This is a genomic window from Anaerobacillus sp. QJM3NY_32 (genome assembly GCF_056173645.1).
Genome location: NZ_CM149684.1, coordinates 2,412,850 through 2,432,761, shown reverse-complemented (window position 1 = coordinate 2,432,761; position 19,912 = coordinate 2,412,850). Strand labels below are relative to the sequence as shown.

Here is a 19,912-nt window from a genome sequence, read left to right as displayed (position 1 = left end):
TTATACTCACTTAAGCGATAACATTTCGCTCGTTAGAAAACTGCTGATACGTTTTTTTAATCATAATACTCTTTAGAATTTGGACAACATGATAAACATCTTCAAATGATGAATAGAGAGCAATTGGTGCAAGGCGAATGACGTTTGGTGAGCGGAAATCTGGAATGACGCCTTTTTGTTTTAGCGCTTTGCAAATTCGAGCAGCTTCATCGTGCTCGAGACAAATATGCCCACCCCGTCGATCATCTTCTGATGGATTAGTGATTGTAAAACCATCTTCAGCAAGATTTTCTTTAATAAGACACATTAAATAGTTGGTAAGAGACAATGATTTTTCTCGAATCGCATCTATGCCAGCTTCGTTCATCAATTCCAAAGCTCCTATTAAAGGAGCCATACTAAAAATGTGGGGTGTGCCTATTTGAAATGCGCCAGCGGTTTCAGCATGAGTAAGCGTATGGCTCATATCGAATTGCACTTCTTTCTTGGAACTGAACCATCCAGCAAGACCGGGTCGTCTGCCAAGGTGGTTTTCGTGCACAAAAAGTCCACCAACACCACCAGGGCCACTATTTAAGTACTTGTATGTACACCAAACCGCGAAGTCAACGTTCCAGTCGTGAAGTTTATGTGGAATGGCTCCGATTGAATGAGCTAAGTCAAAGCCAATGATTACTCCTTTAGAATGGGCTGCTTTTGTGATTTTTTCTATATTTAGTAATTGTCCGCTCCGGTAAAGTACGGAAGGGAGGAGAATAAGGGCTATAGTCTCATCGATGGCCTCAATGATATCTTCTTCCAGGATTGTTCTTCCGTCACGGCTCGGAACTTGTACTAGATTAGTTTTTGGGGATAACCCATGGAGTTCAAGCTGACTTTGAATAGCATAAATGTCAGATGGAAATGTTAAAGAATCGGCTAGTATTTTTGTTTTGTTTCCTGAAGGTTTAAAAAAAGTAGCGAGCATCTGATGAAGGTTAGTTGTAATTGAACCGGTAGTAATTGTTTCAGAAGCATGTGAACCGATTAGCGTTGATGTCATCTCACCGATGTTTTCTGCCATATAAAACCAGGGCTGCTTTCCATCAGACCAGCCATCAATTCCATGTTGCTTCCAGTCATCAAGAGATCGAAGAAGGGATGCTTCCGCATTCTTTGATAGAAGACCAAGTGAATTACCATCCAAATATAGCGTATTTGGATTTAAGTAAAACTTATCACGTAAATGGGCTAAAGGGTCTTTCTTGTCGAATTCTTTTGCGCCTGTAATGGACTGTGATAAACTCATATGTAACAGCTCCTTTTCTACAACTTATCGTATGAGAGGGAGAAGAGCATGTCAACGCTTTCACTCTTTGCAAAAGAAACTTTCTACATTTTTTTAGAATAACGATTGACATTTTAAATGATTCAATGGTATATTATTAAACGTCGCTGATGCACAGCACATGCGGGTGTGGCGGAATTGGCAGACGCGCTAGACTTAGGATCTAGTGTCTTACGACGTGGGGGTTCAAGTCCCTTCACCCGCACCATATATTTTTTGCGCCCGTAGCTCAATTGGATAGAGCGTCTGACTACGGATCAGAAGGTTAGGGATTCGACTTCTCTCGGGCGCACCATACATAATTTAAGTGGCGGTGTAGCTCAGCTGGCTAGAGCGTACGGTTCATACCCGTGAGGTCGGGGGTTCGATCCCCTCCGCCGCTACCATATTACAATTTCATCATGGAGGGGTAGCGAAGTGGCTAAACGCGGCGGACTGTAAATCCGCTCCCTCAGGGTTCGGCGGTTCGAATCCGTCCCCCTCCACCATGATTGGGCTATAGCCAAGCGGTAAGGCAACGGATTTTGATTCCGTCATGCGTTGGTTCGAATCCAGCTAGCCCAGCCATTTTTGCGGGTGTAGTTTAGTGGTAAAACCTCAGCCTTCCAAGCTGATGTCGTGGGTTCGATCCCCATCACCCGCTCCATTACATATTGTAGAAGAGTTTTAAAAGCTACTTCACAACCTGATTTTAATCATGGTATACTTTTGTTGAGATGGAATACCATTCATATCGTGCGCCTTTAGCTCAGTAGGATAGAGCAACAGCCTTCTAAGCTGTGGGTCAGAGGTTCGAATCCTCTAAGGCGCATACCCAAAACTCCTTGAATAAGATTACTTATTCAAGGAGTTTTTTTATCCTATTAATGGCACATGTGTGTTTGCACATACGCTCCATTTCCAATAAACTAGTAATTAATAAATCACTTAGGAAATGGTGACGAAATGAAGCGATATAAAGGAAGAATTATATCTGTTGTAACGTTTTTAATAGCGATTTTATTATGGGATTATTGGCTTTATTCTGTTAATGGAATTAAAATCAATTGGTTAATGGACATATTCTTTACGATCTCAGTTATGGTAATTGTTTGGTGGTTCTCTTCTTATTATGATCGCTCTGTCATACTTCTGTCCAAATTAAAAGATAGTGAGGAAAAATATCGTAAACTATCAGAAAACTATAATAGTGTCATAAACAGCTTAAACGAAGTTGTTTTTCAAACTGGAATAGATGGTAGTTGGATCTGGTTGAATGAAGCGTGGGGTGAGTTAACTGGATACGACGTTCAGGAATCAATAGGCACATACAGCTTATCTTATATACATCCAGATGATCGGCTGAATATACATAAAGAATTATCTCGATTCCAAGATGGCGCAGAAAAATCTAACGTATTTGAATTCAGGGTTCAGAAAAAAGGCGGGGGGTTCGTCTGGTGTGAGGTCTTTATTAAATATGAATATAGCTCTAAAGGAAGATTTGAAGGAATGACAGGAACGATTAAGGATAAAACCTTTAGAAAGCAATCAGAAGAGCGGTTACTTAAAACAAATGAAGCCCTTGCGGTTAAATCTGAAAAGCTAGCATCAGCTGCACAGCTTGCCGCTGGAATTGCTCATGAAGTTCGGAATCCTCTAACATCAGTGAAAGGATTTCTTCAACTGCTTGAGAAGAAGGAATCCACTATGCCGTATTTTGAAATAATCTTTTCAGAAATATCCCGTATCGAATTAGTGCTAAGTGAACTCCTAACGCTAGCAAAGCCGCATAGTACATTATTTACGAATGTTGAAATGAAAGGTTTATTAAAGCAGGTCTCAACCTTGATTGAGTCTAATGCTCTATTGAACGATGTGACATTACAAACGAATTTTGGGAATGAGGAAGCAGTTGTTTTTGCTGATCCTAATCAAATAAAGCAAGTGTTTATTAATCTCATGAAAAACGCTATTGAAGCAATGAGTCTAATGGAGAAATCGAAATATCTTCATGTGAGTATGGATGTTCAAGAGATGTTTATATCTGTAAGGATTACCGACAATGGCGCCGGTATTTCTAAAGAAGATATTGATCGACTAGGGGAACCATTTTTTACAACAAAAGAGAGTGGTACTGGGCTTGGGTTATCAGTGTGTTTGAAGATTATAGAACAACACGGAGGAGAGTTATTAATTGAGAGTGAAGAAGGGCGAGGGTCTACATTTGAAATGAAACTACCTCGTCTTATGATAGATCAGCACATATTGGAATGAAAGGCGAGTGAAACGAAGATTTTACTCGAATGTGCCCGAATCAAGAATCAATAGGATAAGCTAATATAGCTGAAAATTAGAAAAAGACGAACGATACTTGTTATTCGAAGTTGTTTATTCACTTTTGATGAGTTTTTTAGGTGTGTTTCTTTTGTTTTTTTATGAATTGTGCTACTATATCCGTAGAAACGATTCATTGCAGTAACTGACGACAAATGTGGAAATAACCACGAGGGAGCTGCGGTGTACAATGCCGGTCGTCTGGGCGAAGAAGTGAGTGACCTCATTCTTTACCAATTTTCAGGAGGAATAGAAATGACAATTGAAACTAAAATTTTAGACGGAAAAGCAGTTGCAAATCGCATAAAGGAAGATCTGAAAACAAGAGTAGCTTCTCTTAAAGAAAAAGAAGTTACACCAAGTCTTGTAACGATTCTAGTTGGAGATGATCCTTCTTCTGAAACGTATGTGAGAATGAAGGGCAACGCTTGTGAACGGGTAGGAATTACGTCTAAAAAAATTCATCTCCCTGAAGACACGACAACAGAAACGTTAGTTCAAACTATTGAAGAATTAAACAATGATACATCAGTACACGGTATCTTACTTCAACATCCAGTGCCATCACAAGTTGATGAGCGTCTTGCTTTTGAAACCATTGCTATTGAGAAGGACGTTGATGGGGTAACAAGTGCTGGATATGGCCAAACAGCTCTTGGGTTTGGAACTTTCCCATCCTGTACTCCAGCGGCTATTATGAAAATTATGGAAGATTATGATATTCAAGCTGAAGGAAAGCACGCTGTTGTTGTTGGGCGTAGTCCAATTCTAGGAAAACCAGTATCGGCTCTCTTATTAAATCAGAATGCTACAGTTACAACGTGTCATTCAAGGACCGCAGATCTTGCTTCTCATGTTCGTCAAGCAGATATTGTGATAGCTGCTGTAGGAAAACCAGAATTTATTAAAGGGGACTGGGTCAAAGAAGGAGCGGTTGTGCTCGATGCCGGGTACAACAAAGGCAACATCGGGGATGTTGAATATGAGGCTGCTGCTAGAAAGTCTTCCTATATCACACCTGTCCCAGGTGGAGTTGGACCTGTCACAATTGCTATGCTACTAAAGCATACGGTTGATGCAGCTGAGAAAACAGTTCGTTAAAATAACATAAGATATGAAAAGCAGTTTAATGTAGGAGGACAAATACTTAATTTGTCCTTTAAGTTAAGCTGCTTTTTAAATTCAATCATACCACCTTGGTTATGAACATAGTGGAATTATGTAAGGTGATCAATTATACGAACGAACATAGTTTTTATAATAGTCTCTTATTTCAGTAAGATAAAAATGTGATACTATCATAGATAATGAATCGTTTATTCATCGCTTCACACAGAAGTGATGAGTAGTGAGTGCCTTTTCCTTTCAGCAGTAATGAATGAGCATGGAAATCAAGAAACATGCGATCACCTAATAGAATAGATTATACAAAGACGGTAATTTAACTTACATAGTCATTAATATTGAAAGGGGATACATAATCATGAACACGAAATACTTAGATTTATTAGCTCAAAAATATGATAGTGAAGAAAAGGTAGTCACTGAAATAATCAACCTTAAATCCATTCTTAACTTACCAAAGGGTACGGAGCATTTTGTGAGTGATTTACATGGAGAATATCAAGCCTTTCAACATGTTTTAAGAAACGGTTCTGGGAAAGTGAAGGAGAAAATAACTGATCTTTTTGATGAGATACTACCAGAGAATGAAATTAATGAATTTGCCACATTAGTTTATTATCCTGAAGAAAAAATAAAGTTAATTAAAAATGCTTTTGACAATGAACCAGAATTATTCCAATGGTACGCAGAAATCATAGAGCGGATGCTTAAGCTCATCTCTTATGCGTCCTCCAAATATACACGTTCGAAATTACGAAAAGCTTTACCTGCTCAGTTTGTTTATGTGATTGAAGAACTACTATACAAAACGGACGATCTTACAAATAAGGAGACGTATTACCAAAAAATTCTCCAGCAAATTATTTCTCTCGGACAAGCTGATAAACTCATCATTGGTCTCGCATATACGACTCAGAGATTAGTCGTTGACCACCTTCACGTAGTAGGGGATATCTATGATCGAGGTCCAGAGCCTGACAAAATTATGGAAACACTCATTAATTATCACTCAGTTGATATCCAGTGGGGAAACCATGATGTTCTATGGATAGGTGCATTTGCTGGTTCAAAGGTATGTCTCGCTAACATTATTCGTATATGCGCAAGGTATAACAATCTGGAGATTATTGAAGATGTGTATGGAATCAATCTTAGACCTCTTTTAAATCTTGCAGAAAAATACTATCATGACAATTCAGCGTTTACGCCTAAAATTGATTCGGATGAGAAGCAATCGAATCATGAAAAATGTCAAATCACCAAAATTCATCAGGCGATAACTATGATTCAGTTCAAACTTGAAAGTCCGATTATAAAGAGGCGCTCATATTTTAATATGTCGGAAAGGCTGTTGCTTGAGAAAATAGACTTTGAGCAGAATAACATTACACTTCACGGTAAAACGTATCCGCTTGATAACACTTGTTTTGCGACCGTTAATCCAGAGCGACCGGATCAGTTATTAGAAGAAGAGGAAGAAGTAATCGATAAGCTGCTTTTTTCTCTCCAACACTCTGAAAAGCTGGCAAGGCATATGAATTTCTTGATGAAAAAAGGTTCTCTATATTTGAAGTACAACGGGAATTTATTAATACATGGATGTATTCCTTTAGATGAAAAAGGTAATATGGAAGAAATGATGATTGAAAATAAATCTTATGGAGGTCGTGAACTGCTTGACGTTTTTGAAAATTATCTTCGACATGCGTTTGCACATCCTGATGAAACAGACGATCTAGCAACGGATATGGTTTGGTATTTGTGGACCGGACAATATTCATCACTTTTTGGTAAAAGAGAAATGACCACTTTTGAACGTTATTTTATTAAAGATAAAGCAACTCATAAAGAAAGAAAGAACCCATATTACTATTTACGTGAAAACGAGAATACCTGCCGAGATATTCTTGAAGAATTTGATCTTAATCCAGATCAAGGTCATATTATAAACGGGCATACACCAGTAAAAGAAATAGACGGTGAGAACCCAATTAAGGCAAATGGTAAAATGATAGTGATAGATGGAGGCTTCTCTAAGGCTTATCAATCAACCACAGGTATTGCAGGATACACGTTATTATTTAATTCATACGGCATGCAACTTGTCGCACATAAACATTTTAATTCCAAAGATGAGGTTTTACTAAATGGAGCAGATGTTTTATCAGTAAAAAGATTGGTAGATAAGGAGTTAGAGAGGAAAAAGGTTCGCGAAACGAACGTTGGAGAAGAATTGTTACAGGAAGTCTATTTTTTAAATAGTTTAATGGAATATCGTTATGTAAATTAAAGGAATCACATGCCAGGGTATAAACGAATTTACAATTGCGGTTTACTATAAAAACAGCCCACAGAAATGTGGGCTGTTTTTATAAGGGATATTCTGTAAATAACAACTCTAGCTCATTTGAGTTTTTAAAAGGTTCGAAATTAATAACCATATTTTTTAAACTCCTTCTTGTTACCATGAAATACGTTAACATCTATGAACTTTTCTTCTCCGTTATACCCATTAAACTGCTCTCTGTCAGTATATTGCCAAAAAGTCCAAGATTGATTATCAGGTAAGGTTGGTTTAGTTAAAACATCTCTTATCCAAAGATCACACTGATTGAATCTTTGATATAGAGCTCATATGCCTCATGAGTGGTATAAAGAATGACCTTTTTTCATAGTGTTCTTCTAGCATCGTTATCATTGTCTGAAGCTCTGACTCTACTTCGCTTCTATCAGGAGGATTCTTTTCTTTATCAGCATAAAATTCAACATCAATAACAGGTGGTAATCCATACTTATCAATCGGTACGGTTTCGATAAAATGCTTGGCTTGCGTCGCTCCTTTACTATCAAAACTGAAGAAATGATAGGCGCCGATTCGTAAGTTAGTCTTTTGAGCATTTTTCCAATTCGTTTAATAATATGGATCGATAAATGAGCTTCCTTCTGTCGCTTTAATAAAAGCGAAGGACATACCTTGGTCCTGTATTTTGGTCCACTCAATCCCCCCCTTAATAGTTTGAAATGTATAGTTTAAAGTTGAATATACATATTAATTAATACTAGATTCACAAGGATTTTCATCTGTTTTTCAGATCAACGAAATAAAAAGTGAATATAACCTATTAAAAAATCATGAAATAATTGGTAAATTAATGTTACGATAAATAGTGGTATTCTGATGATAGCTTTAGAAAGTGGCTCATGTAGTAGATGAGTTTATTTTAGAAAAATTTTTATGCAATTAACGATATGAACTTATATTGTAGATAGTATGATTTTTGCTAAATTCGAGTGAAACATTTACTTCAATCCTTTTTCAACATAGAGCGTAAATAAGCCAAAAGTATCGATAGTCATTAACACAGAACAAGTGAAAGAAAGGAATAATTAGCGGTGAAAGATATGAAAAATAGATTAGCGCATAGAAGGAAAAAGAAGCGTAAAAAGAAAATATTGCTCAGTGTCTCATTTCTATTACTAGTTATCGTTGGTATTGGTAGCTATCTAGGCTATCAGGTTTATAACACGGCGAAGCAATCTTATAGTGAGCTTGATCGGGAGAATGATATTTCAGAATTGAGAGAGACAGAAGTGGACATTGGAGAAGAACCGATTTCGATTCTCCTTCTTGGAATTGAAAACTACTCTTCAGATGGAAAGGGTGGAAGAGCTGATACCCAAATTGTTCTCACACTTGATCCTGGTTCAAAGAATGTTACTATGACAAGTATTCCAAGAGATACGAAGGTAGAAGTTCCTATAGAGAAAGTAGGAGAGGAATATGATGGTAGTCATAAAATAAACGCTGCTTATACATACGGATATCTTAGTGATTATGGGGCAAAGAAATTAGCTGTAGAAACGGTGGAAGATCTATTGAATATTCCGATAGATCGGTATGTAGCTGTTGATTTTGATGGTTTTCATGATATTGTTGACGCTATCGGCGGAGTGGAAGTTGATGTTAAATACCCTTTCTGGGAAAAAAACTACTATTCAAATGATCGCATCTATTTCGATGAAGGCTTAACCGAAATGAATGGTGAAGAGGCACTAGCCTTTGTAAGAATGAGGAAACGTGATATAAATACGGTGTATTCAAGAGAAGAGCGTCAAAGGCAATTTATTAAAGCAACGGTCGACGAAATGAAGTCTGGAGACACGATCTTTGAGATTAATAAAATTTCAAATGTATTAAAAAATAATGTGGAAACAAATATTACACCAGGAGAGATTCTCGCTCTGCAGAGAGAATTTCCATCACTTAGTTCAACTGCAATTGAAACGAAAGAAATCAGGGGTACGACACCAGATGTAAGTGGTCCTTCTTACTTTATTCCAGATCTCGATCAGCTAGAATTATTGAAGAGCCAATTAAGAGAAGCTCTCAATTTATAGAATTTAAACGACATCCATATACTAAGAAAGAGACCAACAAAGGAAACTTTGTTGGTCTCTTTTGAGTTCGCGTATGAATTTAATTCATGACTATTAGACAACTTCAAGAAAGACTTTCTGACCTCGTTCATACTAAAGCTCTTTACGCAGATGATATTGCTCGTGTGGTGGTAGGATTATTTGTATGTGGTCATGCAAATGATGCAATAGAAACTATCTTATAAGGTTTTTTGTCAGAAAAATTGCGTAGACTTTACTTGAATGATTCTTTCATCCACCATATACTCATACTAAGACAAGGAATAACGTTTTAAAAGGGAAAAACCCTTGTGATTCATGTAGAATAACAACTAGAGGAATATGCTCGTCAGGTGGGGGAAGAAAGATGAATAGTTTTATTGTCATGCAAGGAGATACATACCATGAGGAAAAAGAATCGGGAGTGATTTGGTCTCCTAAAGAGGACAGGGGAGGTCAGGTACCTCATTCTTGGAAAAGGCTGAAAGAAGTGAGACAAGGAGATCCTATTTTCCACTATGTTAAGGGAGATATTGTTGCCGTTAGTATTGCAAAGGTTGATTGTAGCGAAGAAATGCAACCGTCAACGTTGTGGAATCAAACTGAATCTAAACAGGGGTATTTAGTGAAGTTAGAATATCAAGAATTGGATGTTCCGGTGAATGTGAAAGAGAAGTTTCAAGAAATTTCTCCTTTATTACCTCTTAAATATTCGCCGTTTCAAAATGATGCTAGCGGGAATCCTGGATACTTATATCCTTGTAATGAAGCATTAACGATTAAATTGCTTGAGCTTATTAGTGAGTCGAATTTTTATCGCGTAAATGAAGAGCAATTAGAACTTACAGTCGATGAAGTAAGACGAACCGATCGGAATACGCTCGTTCCGGTGATTACAGAAACGGAATCAGAAGCAAAAACGAAAATGAGGTGGGGCAAGCTTAAATTTAGAAATGAAGTAGCCCCGTTATGGAAAGAACAATGTGCATTATGTGCAATTAACTTGCCGGAATTATTGAAGGCTAGTCACTCTAAACCGTGGAAGGATTGCTCCAATGATGAGCGATTGGATCCTTATAACGGGTTGTTACTTTGTCGAAACCATGCAGGTTTATATGAGGAAGGGCTAATTGCGTTTGATGGCCAGGGTCGCTTGCATATTTCTTCGATTATGCAAGAAAAAGACTACGAAATTTACGGATTAGTGGAGCGAGCAAAAATCAGCATTCATCAGGAAAATAAAGTCTATTTCAAGTGGCATAAGCGAAAGATATTTAGAAAGTAATTGTTACAGTTTGGCTATGGGGTTGAACTCAATAAAGTATCTGTTTAGGGTTACAGTGCCATTGGAAAATATATAAGAAAGAATGGACTTCTCATGAAGAGAAGTCCATTCTTTCTTTGAGCTTTAATTATTGCTCTTTTAGTTAAGCGAAACTTACCAAGAAAAATAATCTATCTAACATTGCTAGGCAAAGGGGCATTTGATGAAATGAATCCTCTGCTGAGCAATTCATCCCAGAACGCTTTCGGTATATCACGTTGAATCATATTGAGATCTTCCTTAATTCGATCTGGACGTGTTGATCCCGGAATGACTGATTTTACGGCAGGATGAGAAGTTGAAAATTGAAGGGCTGCTGCTTTTAATGGGACATCATATTTCTGACCTATTTCGTTTAGCTGATTGACTCTGGCAATAATATCAGCATCCGCCTTCTCATAATTGTAATAATCCCCGCCCAGCAATACACCGGAGTTATAAGGTGATCCAATGACGATGTCAACATTATTTTCTACAGCTTTTTTCAACATTTTTTGTAAAGCCTGTTCATGCTGTAGCAATGTATATTGGGTAGCCGACAAGCATACATCCGGTTGAGTTTCTTCAAGTTCCATTGCTTTTTCAATCGGTTCTGTCGTATTAACACCAAGGCCCCACGACTTGATTACTCCTTCTTTGCGCAGGCGTGTCAACACACGAAAAGCTCCTTCACGAGCTTCATCAAATTTGGCTAGCCACTCATCCCCGTGAAAATCAGGGGAAACGTCATGAACAAAGACAAAGTCTAATCGATCTGTTTTTAATCGCTCCAAGCTTTGTTCAATAGATCGTTTCGTTGCATCTTCCGTGTAGTCCGTAATCACTTTATTATTCCGGGCATGTTGGAATAAACCTTCCTTGTTTTCTGTATCGTCAGTGATATAACGGCCGACTTTTGTACTTAATAAGTAGTCATCCCGGTTATATTGCGATAGTACGTTACCAAGGCGCATCTCTGCCAAACCTGCACCGTAGAAAGGGGCAGTATCAAAATAACGTACTCCTTGATCCCACGCGGTTTGAATCGTTTTGCGTGCTTCTTCTTCTGGAACTTCCCTGAACATATTACCTAAAGGAGCAGTGCCTAATCCTACTTGATGTTTTAATGCATTATCAAAGGATGTCATAAGTTCAATTCCACCTTTAATTAAATGATATAATTTTCTACCCAGAAAAAGGGAAAAATAAACGCGATAGAATAAGAAATGGCAAGAGAAGATGCAGTCACTATATCAAAATAGATTACTAGTTTTATCATCCATTAAGGAGTTATTCCGTCTTAAGTAGTGAGAAATCGATAACGGCATTTGGTGAGAGTTGGAAATCGGTTTTGCTTTCTGATCGTCTATTTACTAATTTGTTCGTTTAACTGAGCAATACGAAAATGAAAATACCCCGCAAAATGTTCTTTCCATTTGCGAGGCACCTTATTTAAGAAATTAAATGGATTCTTCTTTATCAGGACTTTCGGGAGACCAAAACGCTTTAATTATGATTCATTCTCATTCTTCTTATAAATCCGCTCCACCACTTCCTGAAGCGTATCAGGCTTATGAAACTCGACAGGAGAAAAGCCTTTCTCGAACGTAATCGAATCGGCTTCAATCGCAAGCACATACTTGCCGTTTACCTTCGCAAGATGAATCGATTCGCCGAAGTCAGACAGCATGGCTTTGACTGACACATGGTCAAGCTTCAGCTTCCACTCAACGTCAGGGGAGTGTTCCACGATTTGTGAAGTAGCTTCCACGACTTGTTCGGTCGTAAAGCGCTCCTGTAGCTCTCGCTTAGGACTCTGAGACCATTCCTCTATCGCTTGTTCGAACTCTTCTTTTTCTTCGCTTTCTTCCTGATACGTTTCTTGGATATGCTCTTGTACCATACCCATCGTCTGAGTCTTCACGATTTCAGGCATCGACTTTTCGTATTCGACCCATTTTAAGAAGTCTTCGAAGTAACGGGCGTGAGAGGACTGATGGACTTTAATCTCAGCACTGTCAATCATGCCTTCTTCTGGCATGTAGGGGTATTGGACGGATTTCATGCTTTTTGTTGTGATCGCCATTTCCACATTCTGAATCAGCGTATCTTCATCAGTAATTGTTGCTACTTTCGGTTCAAAGTCGCACTTCAAGATAAAGAGAAAAGGATCATCAAAGAGTTTTGTAAGCTTTGAAGTGGCCACAATTAACACGCCACCTCTGATAGCGCTTGTATCCAAATACATTTGAACAATTTGATCGGATGAAGTTTCGAAATCATCTGCTGATTCAGCATAGCGTGTCCGATCGAATAAATTATAATTTGGATTCGATGTTAAATCATGACCTTGCTCAACAATGAAGCGCCCAATTTTCGTAGGTGCTCCTTCTGACTTCGCGTGACGATCTACTTTACGTTTCATTATTTTCGTTAACTCACCGTTTAGAAAGTCTTTTAGTGAGCTTTCCTCATAGGCATCTGCGTCAAGAGTTTGATAATGCTTGTAACGTCGTTCTTCACTTTCTCCGCTTCCTTCTACTTGTATTAAATAAAAGGAAAGATACTGCATTTTAAATTCCATTTCATCACCTGTCTTTACGTTTGCGTTTATTCAGTATAGGCAAGGTTTTGCATTTCGTCAATCACTGAAAAGAAGTGATTTAGAGAAGGAATATTTCTTTGAATTCAAAGTTTTTTTGTATTTAGCCAATTAAATTTTTACATGAATCGACATTACTCTTATAATGTAGGTAGGAATAATGATGAAAAGGGGAGAGGCAATGGAAGCGAAGCAAACCGTTTTTGTAAATGAGTTTACGAATGGTATTTTGGATCCAAAGGAAGAGATGATAGGACCATTGAAGGACGGCGGTCATATTATTGCAAATACTGCACCTGGCTGTTGGGGACCCATGATCACCCCCTGCTTAAGAGGCGGCCATGAAGTAACAAAACCTGTTTTTGTGGAAGGGGCTGAAGTTGGTGACGCCATAGCGATTCGAATTAAATCCGTTCAAGTTACATCTATGGCTACTGCTTCAGGAAATGATCGTCCCGTTGATGGAAGATTTGTCGGTGATCCTTTCGTTGCTGTCAAGTGTCCTGGCTGCGGTGAACTATATCCAGAGACTAAGATTGAAGGTACAGGACCAGAAGCTATTCGGTGTTCAAATTGTGGAGAAGATGTGACGCCATTTGTGTTTACGAATGGGTATACAATGGCATTTGATTCGAATCGAACAATAGGTGTGACAGTGGATGAGGCAGCTGCGAAGTACATAGCAGAACATGGAAAATCATTTATGGCTACTCCCGAGAACTCTGTACAAAATCCAGTTGTTACTTTTGCGCCAAGTGATCTCGTTGGAACAATGGCTAGGCTCCGTCCATTTTTAGGGCAGCTCGGAACAACACCTTCACGCCCATTGCCCGATTCTCATAATGCAGGAGACTTCGGTCAATTTCTCATTGATGCTCCGCATGATTATGGCGTAACGAAAGAGGAATTAGAAGATCGTACAGATGGTCATATGGATATTAATCGCGTTAGAGAAGGTGCGGTTCTCATTTGTCCTGTAAAGGTCCCAGGTGGAGGCATTTATATTGGGGATATGCATGCCATGCAGGGGAATGGAGAAATCGCCGGCCATACTGCTGACGTATCTGGTATCGTAAACCTTCAAGCAAAGGTAATCAAGAATCTTAACATTGAAGGCCCTATTTTACTCCCGGTACTAGAAGAACTACCTCATTTAGCTAAACCTTTCACCGATAAGGAAAAAGCATCAGCTAAACAAGTAGCAGATATGTACGGGGTTGCAAAAATAGAAGAATCTTTACCTCTTTCTTTTATAGGCACAGGAGCAAACCTTAATGAGGCAACAGATAACGGCCTTAATCGTGCAGCAGAAACTCTGGGAATATCAGTTCCAGAAGTTATGAATAGAGCAACGATCACTGGTTCGATTGAAATAGGGAGGCATCCTGGTGTTGTCACGATTACATTATTAGTACCTGTACACTTATTAGATGAACTGAGTTTAACAGACCTAGTTCGCAATCATTACAACGCGGCAGAATAATGAACATAACAGACAGCTCGTTAGCTGTCTGTTGATTTCACATGAATGAAGCATGGTACTAATTGAGTATGCTAAATGTAACGATGTTGTTTTAAGTAAGGAAAAATGGGGAATTTAAGTAAAAATATATTATTTACTTTCGTTATAAAAATTTTCCAATAAAAGTAAATGATACCACTGAAGCGAGGAATTCACCATGAAGATTAATTTTAACCAACTTCAATACACTCCGATCACCCATATATATGGACCAGACATTCAAACGATTAAGCGTCTTACATTTCATTCGAAAATGTCAGGGTCTTCTTCTGTTTTTTTTGCAATTAAAGGCGAGAATCACGATGGACATAAATACATAGAAGATGCGATTAAGAATGGATCAGTAGCAGTAGTAGCAGATCAAGATGATCTCATTACAAGTCTTGCTCACAGTTATCCTAATTGTACTTTTATTCTTGTTGATGATGTTAGAAACGCAATGGCATCCTTTTCAAAACAATATTATGGCTCATCAGACGAGAAATTAAAGACAGTTGGCGTTACAGGTACAAATGGTAAAACAACCGTTGCAGCTTATGTGCGCTCGTTACTCACACTGCTTGGATTGCCAACAGGGTCTATTGGAACAACCGGCATTTGGTCTTCAAAGAAAAAAATTCCCTATAAGAAAAGCACACCAACGACTCCTGAGTCACTTGACCTTCATCGCATCTTCAAGGATTTGATCAACGAAGGAGATGGGGGAGTAGCGATGGAGGTTTCATCTATTGCCCTTGATCAAAAGCGCGTAGAAGGAATTGAATTTGATGTCGCCATTCACACTAATATCTCTCCAGAACACCTGGAATATCACCATACTTTTGAACACTACAAAGCTTGTAAAGAAAAACTCTTCAATCAAGCAAAAGCGGCTGTAGTCAATGTAGACGATGAAATGGGCGTTGAGCTTAGCCGAGCTTATGAACATCGTAAAGTGACTTATAGCTTAAATCCACATGCAGAAGCGGATCTCATAGCCACTGAGTTGGAATATAGACTAGATGGTACCTCATTCAAATTGCTCTCACATGGTGAAGCATACGATGTTTTTGTACCAGTTTTTGCAGATTATAATGTTGCAAACGTGCTTTCTGCTGTAGGGACAGCTTTATTACTTGGATACCGACTGCAAACGATTATTAAAGTGCTGCCACAATTAGAAAGCCCTGAAGGTCGTTTTCAAGTAATTAGTGGGCCTAACCGGGAAACGATCATCCTGGATTACGCGCATACTCCAGTAGCTTTAACACGTCTTGTAGATGAAGTGAAAAAGATGGATCATCGCAAGCTCATTGTTATGATTGCTGGAATTGGGATCAGGGATTTTGAGAAGATGCCTAAAATGGCGAAAGCAATTGAAGGTAGAGCGGATGAAATTATCGTCACAGTTGATCATCCCGGCTATCATGAGCCATCTCTCATTGTCGACAAGGTTATGTCAGGATTTTTGAATCCCAATGATCCTAATATTTATCGAACGAACACAAGAAGAGAGGGCGTCTTGAAATCTTTACAACTTGGCAGCGAACAAGATATTATCCTTTTAACAAGTGGATGTATCAACGGTGCTCAAATTGTAAAAGGAAATGAAATTCCTCATTCAGATGAGGACATCATCGAAATGTATTATCATCTTTCTTCTTAAACCTCCACTAGGAGGTTTTTTAATTCTTTTAACCAAAAAATAAGGGTTGATAACAGATAAAAGCTGACGTACACTTTAACTTTCAATAGATCGTGAAAGGGCGTAATGGTGTGACTTGGGAAATATTAAATATCATTGGTACAATTGCCTTTGCTGCAAGTGGAGCACTCGTTGCACTAGAGGAGGAGTTTGATTTTCTCGGTGTGATTGTTCTTGGACTTGCTACAGCATTTGGTGGTGGAATTATACGGAATTTATTAATAGGGGTGCCAGTCGCTTCGATTTGGGAACAGGATGTGCTTATTATGATTGCGATCGGTACAATCCTAATCATTTTTGTTTTTCCTGCAAGCTGGATTAACTACTATTGGGAGAAGTGGGGGAGCTTCTTTGATGCAATTGGTCTTGCTGCATTTGCGATCCAGGGCGCGCTATTCGCAGAAGAAATGGGTCATCCTTTTATTGCTGCCATGGTTGCTGCAGCCATGACGGGAACTGGTGGTGGAATTATTCGTGATTTATTAGCGAGAAGAAAACCGACCGTTTTACAAAAAGAGGTTTATGCAGTGTGGGCCATGATGGCAGGGCTGTTAATTGGGCTTGGTTATCCACAAGAATTACCTCAGCTCATGTTCTTATTTGGTGCCATTGTCTTTCTACGAATGCTGTCCCTCCGTTATGGATGGAAATTGCCATATCGTAGCATTCACAGTTCATAGAAAATAGCTATGTTCATCTGGAGACGAACATTTCATTAGAAATAGATGGATTATAAAATGCAGCTCTCTTAAAGAGCTGCATTTTTGTTGTGAATTAATTTTTCATATTTTGTATGCTTTAACTGAGCTACGATCATAAAGCTCACAATGACTAATAAAAGCCACGAGCTAATTTTACCAATATGTACGATTTCCCAATCACTTTGCTGATTTGGATACGCCCATGCTCCGAAAAACGTCGCAATATTTTCAGCAATCCATATGAAAAAACCAATGAGTACGAAAGATATAGGGAGAGACATCTTGTAAATTGTATGATTGACTGTAAAGTTCACCATCGTTCGAAAGAAGAGAATCACAACAAGGATCTTCAACACCCAGCGAAAATCATATAGAAAATGATGGGTAAAAAAGTTTCCATAGATGGCAATTCCTAAACCGATCGTCATCCAGGAAGTAGGCCAATTCACTAATTGTAAATCCAGTCTTCGCCAGGCCTGGCACATGTAACTAGCAACACTTGCATACATGAATCCGCTATACAGTGGAACGCCCGCTATTTTGAAGATAGCTTCCTCTGGATAAGACCAGGAACCCATATGAACTTTATATATCTCGAGTGCCAAACCAATAATGTGAAAAACAAGAATCACTTTCATTTCATCAATTGTCTCAAATTTGGTTATTAATAAGAAGATTTGTGCTAAAATGCAAACGATAAGAATAAAATCATACCTTGGTAGAAAAAAAAGCGTCATTCTTTCGCTTAATGCTAGCGTTACAAAAATAATTAATGGAAACAGACAAGAAATGGCTTGCAAGTAACCGAAGTAAAAAAGATTATAGATATGCTTCATAAGCACCGCCTTTTTGAACGTAGTTAACATATAAGGAAGGAGAAATCATATGAGCGATAAAAATAATCGGAATAATGACCTACCGACAAGATTGAATGTACTACTTGTACTCACATTCTTGCTGTTTATGATTCTTGTCATTCGACTGGCAGTTATTCAATTGTAGTTTTACCTGATTCAGGATAATCACAGTATTCAATGATTGTTCCTTCTGTGTCAGCTGGATTTAAATAAATTAATCTTCTGCCGTGTTTGTTTACTCGTCGCGTATCTTCCATTACGCGAATATTCTGTTGCGCTAATTCCTTTATTGCCTCATCAAGGTTATCGACAACATAGGCAACATGGTGGACGCCTTTCCCTTTTTGTTTCATAAAACGTGCGATTGGCGAAGTGGAATTATTCGTAGGCATCAGCAGTTCGATACGACTGCCATCAAGATCTATAACGGCAATTTCGCTTTCTACACCTGTTGCTTCACTACGGTAACGGTCGAAAAGCTCGCCACCTAATACTTCTGTATAAAACTGAACTCCTTCATCTAAACGTCTGACTGCAATTCCAATGTGGTCTAATGTTTTTTTCATAGTGAGACTCCTTCTTCATGTAATGGTGTTATTTTAGCATAATGAAAGGCTTCACCTGAAGAAATAGGTTAAAAAAAGGTAGGTCTTCATTTAAAGAGTATTAGTCAATACAGTCGGTTTGTGTGCTTAACTGAATTTATGTAAAATGAACAAAGAATCGAAATCAATGAAAAAGGTGTTACATATGAAATCAACAATTATTGTCGGCTCCGGCATCCTTGGAGCTTCAACGGCCTATCATCTTGCAAAAGAAGGAATAGACGTTACGATTATCGATCGTAATGAACCTGGACAAGCGACAGAAGCGGCAGCTGGTATTGTTTGTCCATGGCTTTCCCAACGTCGGAATAAAGTCTGGTATCGACTTGCTAAAGGGGGAGCAAAATATTATCCAGACTTAATTCAACAATTAATAGAGGATGGAGAAACAGAAACGGGTTATAAGAAAGTAGGAGCAATCAGCCTCCACACTGATGAGACAAAATTAGATAAAATGATCGAACGTGCTAAAAAGCGACGAGAAGATGCCCCTGAAATCGGGGACATCAAGAAGCTATCTTCTGAGGAAACAAGAGAGATATTCCCCCCTATAGCTGAAGATTACCAGTCTGTATTTGTTAGTGGAGCGGCAAGAGTGAACGGTTCAGCTCTTCGTAATGCGCTACTTCGCTCAGCTGAAAAACACGGTGCTACCATCATGTATGGTGATGCTAAGCTTTATTTGTCAGAAGACGAAGTGACTGGTGTTACGTTAGGTAACGAGATCTTTATAGCGGACAAAGTAATTTTGACGGCTGGAGCCTGGGCGGAAGAGCTTTTATCTCCAATGGGCCTTCAATTTAATGTTACTTCTCAGAAAGCTCAGATCGTCCACCTTGAAATGAACAACTCGGTAACGAATGAGTGGCCAGTCGTGATGCCGCCTAACGATCAGTACTTATTAAGCTTTGATGATGGACGCGTTGTTGTTGGGGCAACTCATGAAAATGAAGCTGGTATGGATCAGCGTGTGACTGCTGGAGGACTGCAGGAAATCTTCACTAAAGCCCTATCCGTCGCCCCAGGATTAGCGGATAGTACGTTTCTAGGAGCGAAAGTAGGGTTCCGTCCTTTCACACCAGGGTTTTTACCAGTGTTTGGTTATGTGCCAGGTAGTAAGAATCTACTTGCTGCTAATGGTCTGGGGGCTTCTGGACTCACAGTTGGCCCGTATCTAGGACTTGAGCTCGCTAAACTTGCGCTCGGAACGGAAACAGAACTTGACCCGGAAGATTATGACATTGAAGTAGCCATAACTAAACAAGAAACTTAAGATAACATGAAAATGAAGCAGTTCAGTGTAGCGTGCAAAGATAGATTAGTCACCTACATTGAACTGCTTTTTGTATTTGCACGATAAATCTAATAAGGAAGGTCATCGAAAATGAGACTAAGCCTGCTCAAGGTAATGGATAGGTTTGTGGTATTATTTAGAAGTAAATATGAAAGTATTG

Annotated in this window: 15 protein-coding genes, 7 tRNA genes, 1 pseudogene and 1 riboswitch; of the genes and pseudogenes, 17 read left to right on the top strand and 6 right to left on the bottom strand. The window is 38.7% G+C overall.

The annotated features are described in order from the left end of the window. Positions 1-10: 10 nt before the first annotated feature. Positions 11-1,288 (bottom strand): kynureninase, encoded by a 1,278-nt coding sequence (gene kynU / locus AC0VYH_RS12745; RefSeq protein WP_475372606.1) that lies wholly within the window; start codon positions 1,286-1,288, stop codon positions 11-13. A gap of 162 nt (positions 1,289-1,450) precedes the next feature. Between kynU and AC0VYH_RS12740 the strand changes: the two genes are divergently transcribed. The 10 genes from AC0VYH_RS12740 (at position 1,451) to fbp (ending at position 7,058) form a co-directional block, all read left to right on the top strand. After that, a tRNA-Leu gene (locus tag AC0VYH_RS12740) sits at positions 1,451-1,535 on the top strand. A 10-nt stretch (positions 1,536-1,545) separates the two neighbouring features. Further along, positions 1,546-1,622, top strand: a tRNA-Arg gene (locus tag AC0VYH_RS12735). A 14-nt stretch (positions 1,623-1,636) separates the two neighbouring features. Beyond that, a tRNA-Met gene (locus AC0VYH_RS12730) sits at positions 1,637-1,713 on the top strand. Positions 1,714-1,730: 17 nt separating this feature from the next. Beyond that, positions 1,731-1,815, top strand: a tRNA-Tyr gene (locus AC0VYH_RS12725). 4 nt (positions 1,816-1,819) lie between these two features. Continuing rightward, positions 1,820-1,894 (top strand) — tRNA-Gln (locus AC0VYH_RS12720). Between the two features lie 5 nt (positions 1,895-1,899). Then, positions 1,900-1,973, top strand: a tRNA-Gly gene (locus AC0VYH_RS12715). 91 nt (positions 1,974-2,064) lie between these two features. Then, positions 2,065-2,138 (top strand) — tRNA-Arg (locus AC0VYH_RS12710). A gap of 134 nt (positions 2,139-2,272) precedes the next feature. Further along, the gene (locus AC0VYH_RS12705) at positions 2,273-3,583 is read left to right on the top strand and encodes an ATP-binding protein (protein ID WP_475372605.1); all 1,311 of its coding nucleotides are present in this window, start codon (positions 2,273-2,275) and stop codon (positions 3,581-3,583) included. A gap of 191 nt (positions 3,584-3,774) precedes the next feature. After that, positions 3,775-3,857: riboswitch (ZMP/ZTP riboswitch) on the top strand. 41 nt (positions 3,858-3,898) lie between these two features. Beyond that, positions 3,899-4,744, top strand: coding sequence for a bifunctional 5,10-methylenetetrahydrofolate dehydrogenase/5,10-methenyltetrahydrofolate cyclohydrolase (locus AC0VYH_RS12700; protein WP_194221872.1), 846 nt, complete (start codon positions 3,899-3,901; stop codon positions 4,742-4,744). 382 nt (positions 4,745-5,126) lie between these two features. After that, complete coding sequence (gene fbp / locus AC0VYH_RS12695; RefSeq protein ID WP_475372604.1) at positions 5,127-7,058, top strand: fructose-1,6-bisphosphatase; 1,932 nt, start codon at positions 5,127-5,129, stop codon at positions 7,056-7,058. 140 nt (positions 7,059-7,198) lie between these two features. Here the strand turns inward: fbp and AC0VYH_RS12690 are convergent. After that, positions 7,199-7,778: pseudogene (locus AC0VYH_RS12690) on the bottom strand (GH25 family lysozyme); the annotation flags it as partial. 392 nt (positions 7,779-8,170) lie between these two features. Between AC0VYH_RS12690 and AC0VYH_RS12685 the strand changes: the two are divergent. The 3 genes from AC0VYH_RS12685 (at position 8,171) to AC0VYH_RS12675 (ending at position 10,469) form a co-directional block, all read left to right on the top strand. After that, a complete protein-coding gene (locus tag AC0VYH_RS12685; protein ID WP_475365349.1) occupies positions 8,171-9,166 on the top strand; it encodes an LCP family protein in 996 nt (331 codons plus the stop codon). Positions 9,167-9,252: 86 nt separating this feature from the next. After that, on the top strand, positions 9,253-9,390 hold the full coding sequence (locus tag AC0VYH_RS12680) for a hypothetical protein (RefSeq protein ID WP_475365348.1): 138 nt from the start codon (positions 9,253-9,255) through the stop codon (positions 9,388-9,390). Between the two features lie 161 nt (positions 9,391-9,551). Beyond that, on the top strand, positions 9,552-10,469 hold the full coding sequence (locus AC0VYH_RS12675) for an HNH endonuclease (protein WP_430243008.1): 918 nt from the start codon (positions 9,552-9,554) through the stop codon (positions 10,467-10,469). Positions 10,470-10,639: 170 nt separating this feature from the next. On the opposite strand, the gene AC0VYH_RS12670 is transcribed toward AC0VYH_RS12675, so the two are convergent. Together AC0VYH_RS12670 and AC0VYH_RS12665 are read right to left on the bottom strand one after the other, a co-directional pair. Next, positions 10,640-11,635, bottom strand: a complete 996-nt coding sequence (locus AC0VYH_RS12670; RefSeq protein WP_475367667.1) for an aldo/keto reductase — start codon at positions 11,633-11,635, stop codon at positions 10,640-10,642. A 362-nt stretch (positions 11,636-11,997) separates the two neighbouring features. After that, on the bottom strand, positions 11,998-13,071 hold the full coding sequence (locus tag AC0VYH_RS12665) for a DUF3900 domain-containing protein (protein ID WP_303531051.1): 1,074 nt from the start codon (positions 13,069-13,071) through the stop codon (positions 11,998-12,000). 199 nt (positions 13,072-13,270) lie between these two features. Between AC0VYH_RS12665 and AC0VYH_RS12660 the strand changes: the two genes are divergently transcribed. From AC0VYH_RS12660 to AC0VYH_RS12650, 3 genes are all read left to right on the top strand, one after another. After that, complete coding sequence (locus tag AC0VYH_RS12660; RefSeq protein ID WP_475365346.1) at positions 13,271-14,572, top strand: acetamidase/formamidase family protein; 1,302 nt, start codon at positions 13,271-13,273, stop codon at positions 14,570-14,572. 196 nt (positions 14,573-14,768) lie between these two features. Then, complete coding sequence (locus tag AC0VYH_RS12655) at positions 14,769-16,256, top strand: UDP-N-acetylmuramoyl-L-alanyl-D-glutamate--2,6-diaminopimelate ligase (protein ID WP_475365345.1); 1,488 nt, start codon at positions 14,769-14,771, stop codon at positions 16,254-16,256. A 110-nt stretch (positions 16,257-16,366) separates the two neighbouring features. Further along, positions 16,367-16,975 (top strand): trimeric intracellular cation channel family protein, encoded by a 609-nt coding sequence (locus AC0VYH_RS12650; RefSeq protein WP_226613615.1) that lies wholly within the window; start codon positions 16,367-16,369, stop codon positions 16,973-16,975. A gap of 68 nt (positions 16,976-17,043) precedes the next feature. On the opposite strand, the gene AC0VYH_RS12645 is transcribed toward AC0VYH_RS12650, so the two are convergent. Beyond that, a complete protein-coding gene (locus AC0VYH_RS12645; protein ID WP_475365344.1) occupies positions 17,044-17,832 on the bottom strand; it encodes a DUF817 domain-containing protein in 789 nt (262 codons plus the stop codon). 152 nt (positions 17,833-17,984) lie between these two features. Then, positions 17,985-18,419 (bottom strand): VOC family protein, encoded by a 435-nt coding sequence (locus tag AC0VYH_RS12640; RefSeq protein ID WP_194221861.1) that lies wholly within the window; start codon positions 18,417-18,419, stop codon positions 17,985-17,987. Between the two features lie 184 nt (positions 18,420-18,603). On the opposite strand from AC0VYH_RS12640, the gene AC0VYH_RS12635 reads away from it, so the two are divergent. Continuing rightward, positions 18,604-19,731, top strand: coding sequence for an NAD(P)/FAD-dependent oxidoreductase (locus tag AC0VYH_RS12635; protein ID WP_475372603.1), 1,128 nt, complete (start codon positions 18,604-18,606; stop codon positions 19,729-19,731). Positions 19,732-19,912 lie beyond the last annotated feature (181 nt).

Coding starts and splice junctions, on each gene's coding strand:
- AC0VYH_RS12700 (WP_194221872.1), top strand. CDS start 3,899: ATGACAATTGAAACTAAAATTTTAGACGGAAAAGCAGTTGCAAATCGC.
- AC0VYH_RS12635 (WP_475372603.1), top strand. CDS start 18,604: ATGAAATCAACAATTATTGTCGGCTCCGGCATCCTTGGAGCTTCAACG.
- AC0VYH_RS12655 (WP_475365345.1), top strand. CDS start 14,769: ATGAAGATTAATTTTAACCAACTTCAATACACTCCGATCACCCATATA.
- AC0VYH_RS12685 (WP_475365349.1), top strand. CDS start 8,171: ATGAAAAATAGATTAGCGCATAGAAGGAAAAAGAAGCGTAAAAAGAAA.
- kynU (WP_475372606.1), bottom strand. CDS start 1,288: ATGAGTTTATCACAGTCCATTACAGGCGCAAAAGAATTCGACAAGAAA.
- AC0VYH_RS12640 (WP_194221861.1), bottom strand. CDS start 18,419: ATGAAAAAAACATTAGACCACATTGGAATTGCAGTCAGACGTTTAGAT.
- AC0VYH_RS12645 (WP_475365344.1), bottom strand. CDS start 17,832: ATGAAGCATATCTATAATCTTTTTTACTTCGGTTACTTGCAAGCCATT.
- AC0VYH_RS12665 (WP_303531051.1), bottom strand. CDS start 13,071: ATGGAATTTAAAATGCAGTATCTTTCCTTTTATTTAATACAAGTAGAA.
- AC0VYH_RS12680 (WP_475365348.1), top strand. CDS start 9,253: ATGACTATTAGACAACTTCAAGAAAGACTTTCTGACCTCGTTCATACT.
- AC0VYH_RS12670 (WP_475367667.1), bottom strand. CDS start 11,635: ATGACATCCTTTGATAATGCATTAAAACATCAAGTAGGATTAGGCACT.
- fbp (WP_475372604.1), top strand. CDS start 5,127: ATGAACACGAAATACTTAGATTTATTAGCTCAAAAATATGATAGTGAA.
- AC0VYH_RS12705 (WP_475372605.1), top strand. CDS start 2,273: ATGAAGCGATATAAAGGAAGAATTATATCTGTTGTAACGTTTTTAATA.
- AC0VYH_RS12675 (WP_430243008.1), top strand. CDS start 9,552: ATGAATAGTTTTATTGTCATGCAAGGAGATACATACCATGAGGAAAAA.
- AC0VYH_RS12660 (WP_475365346.1), top strand. CDS start 13,271: ATGGAAGCGAAGCAAACCGTTTTTGTAAATGAGTTTACGAATGGTATT.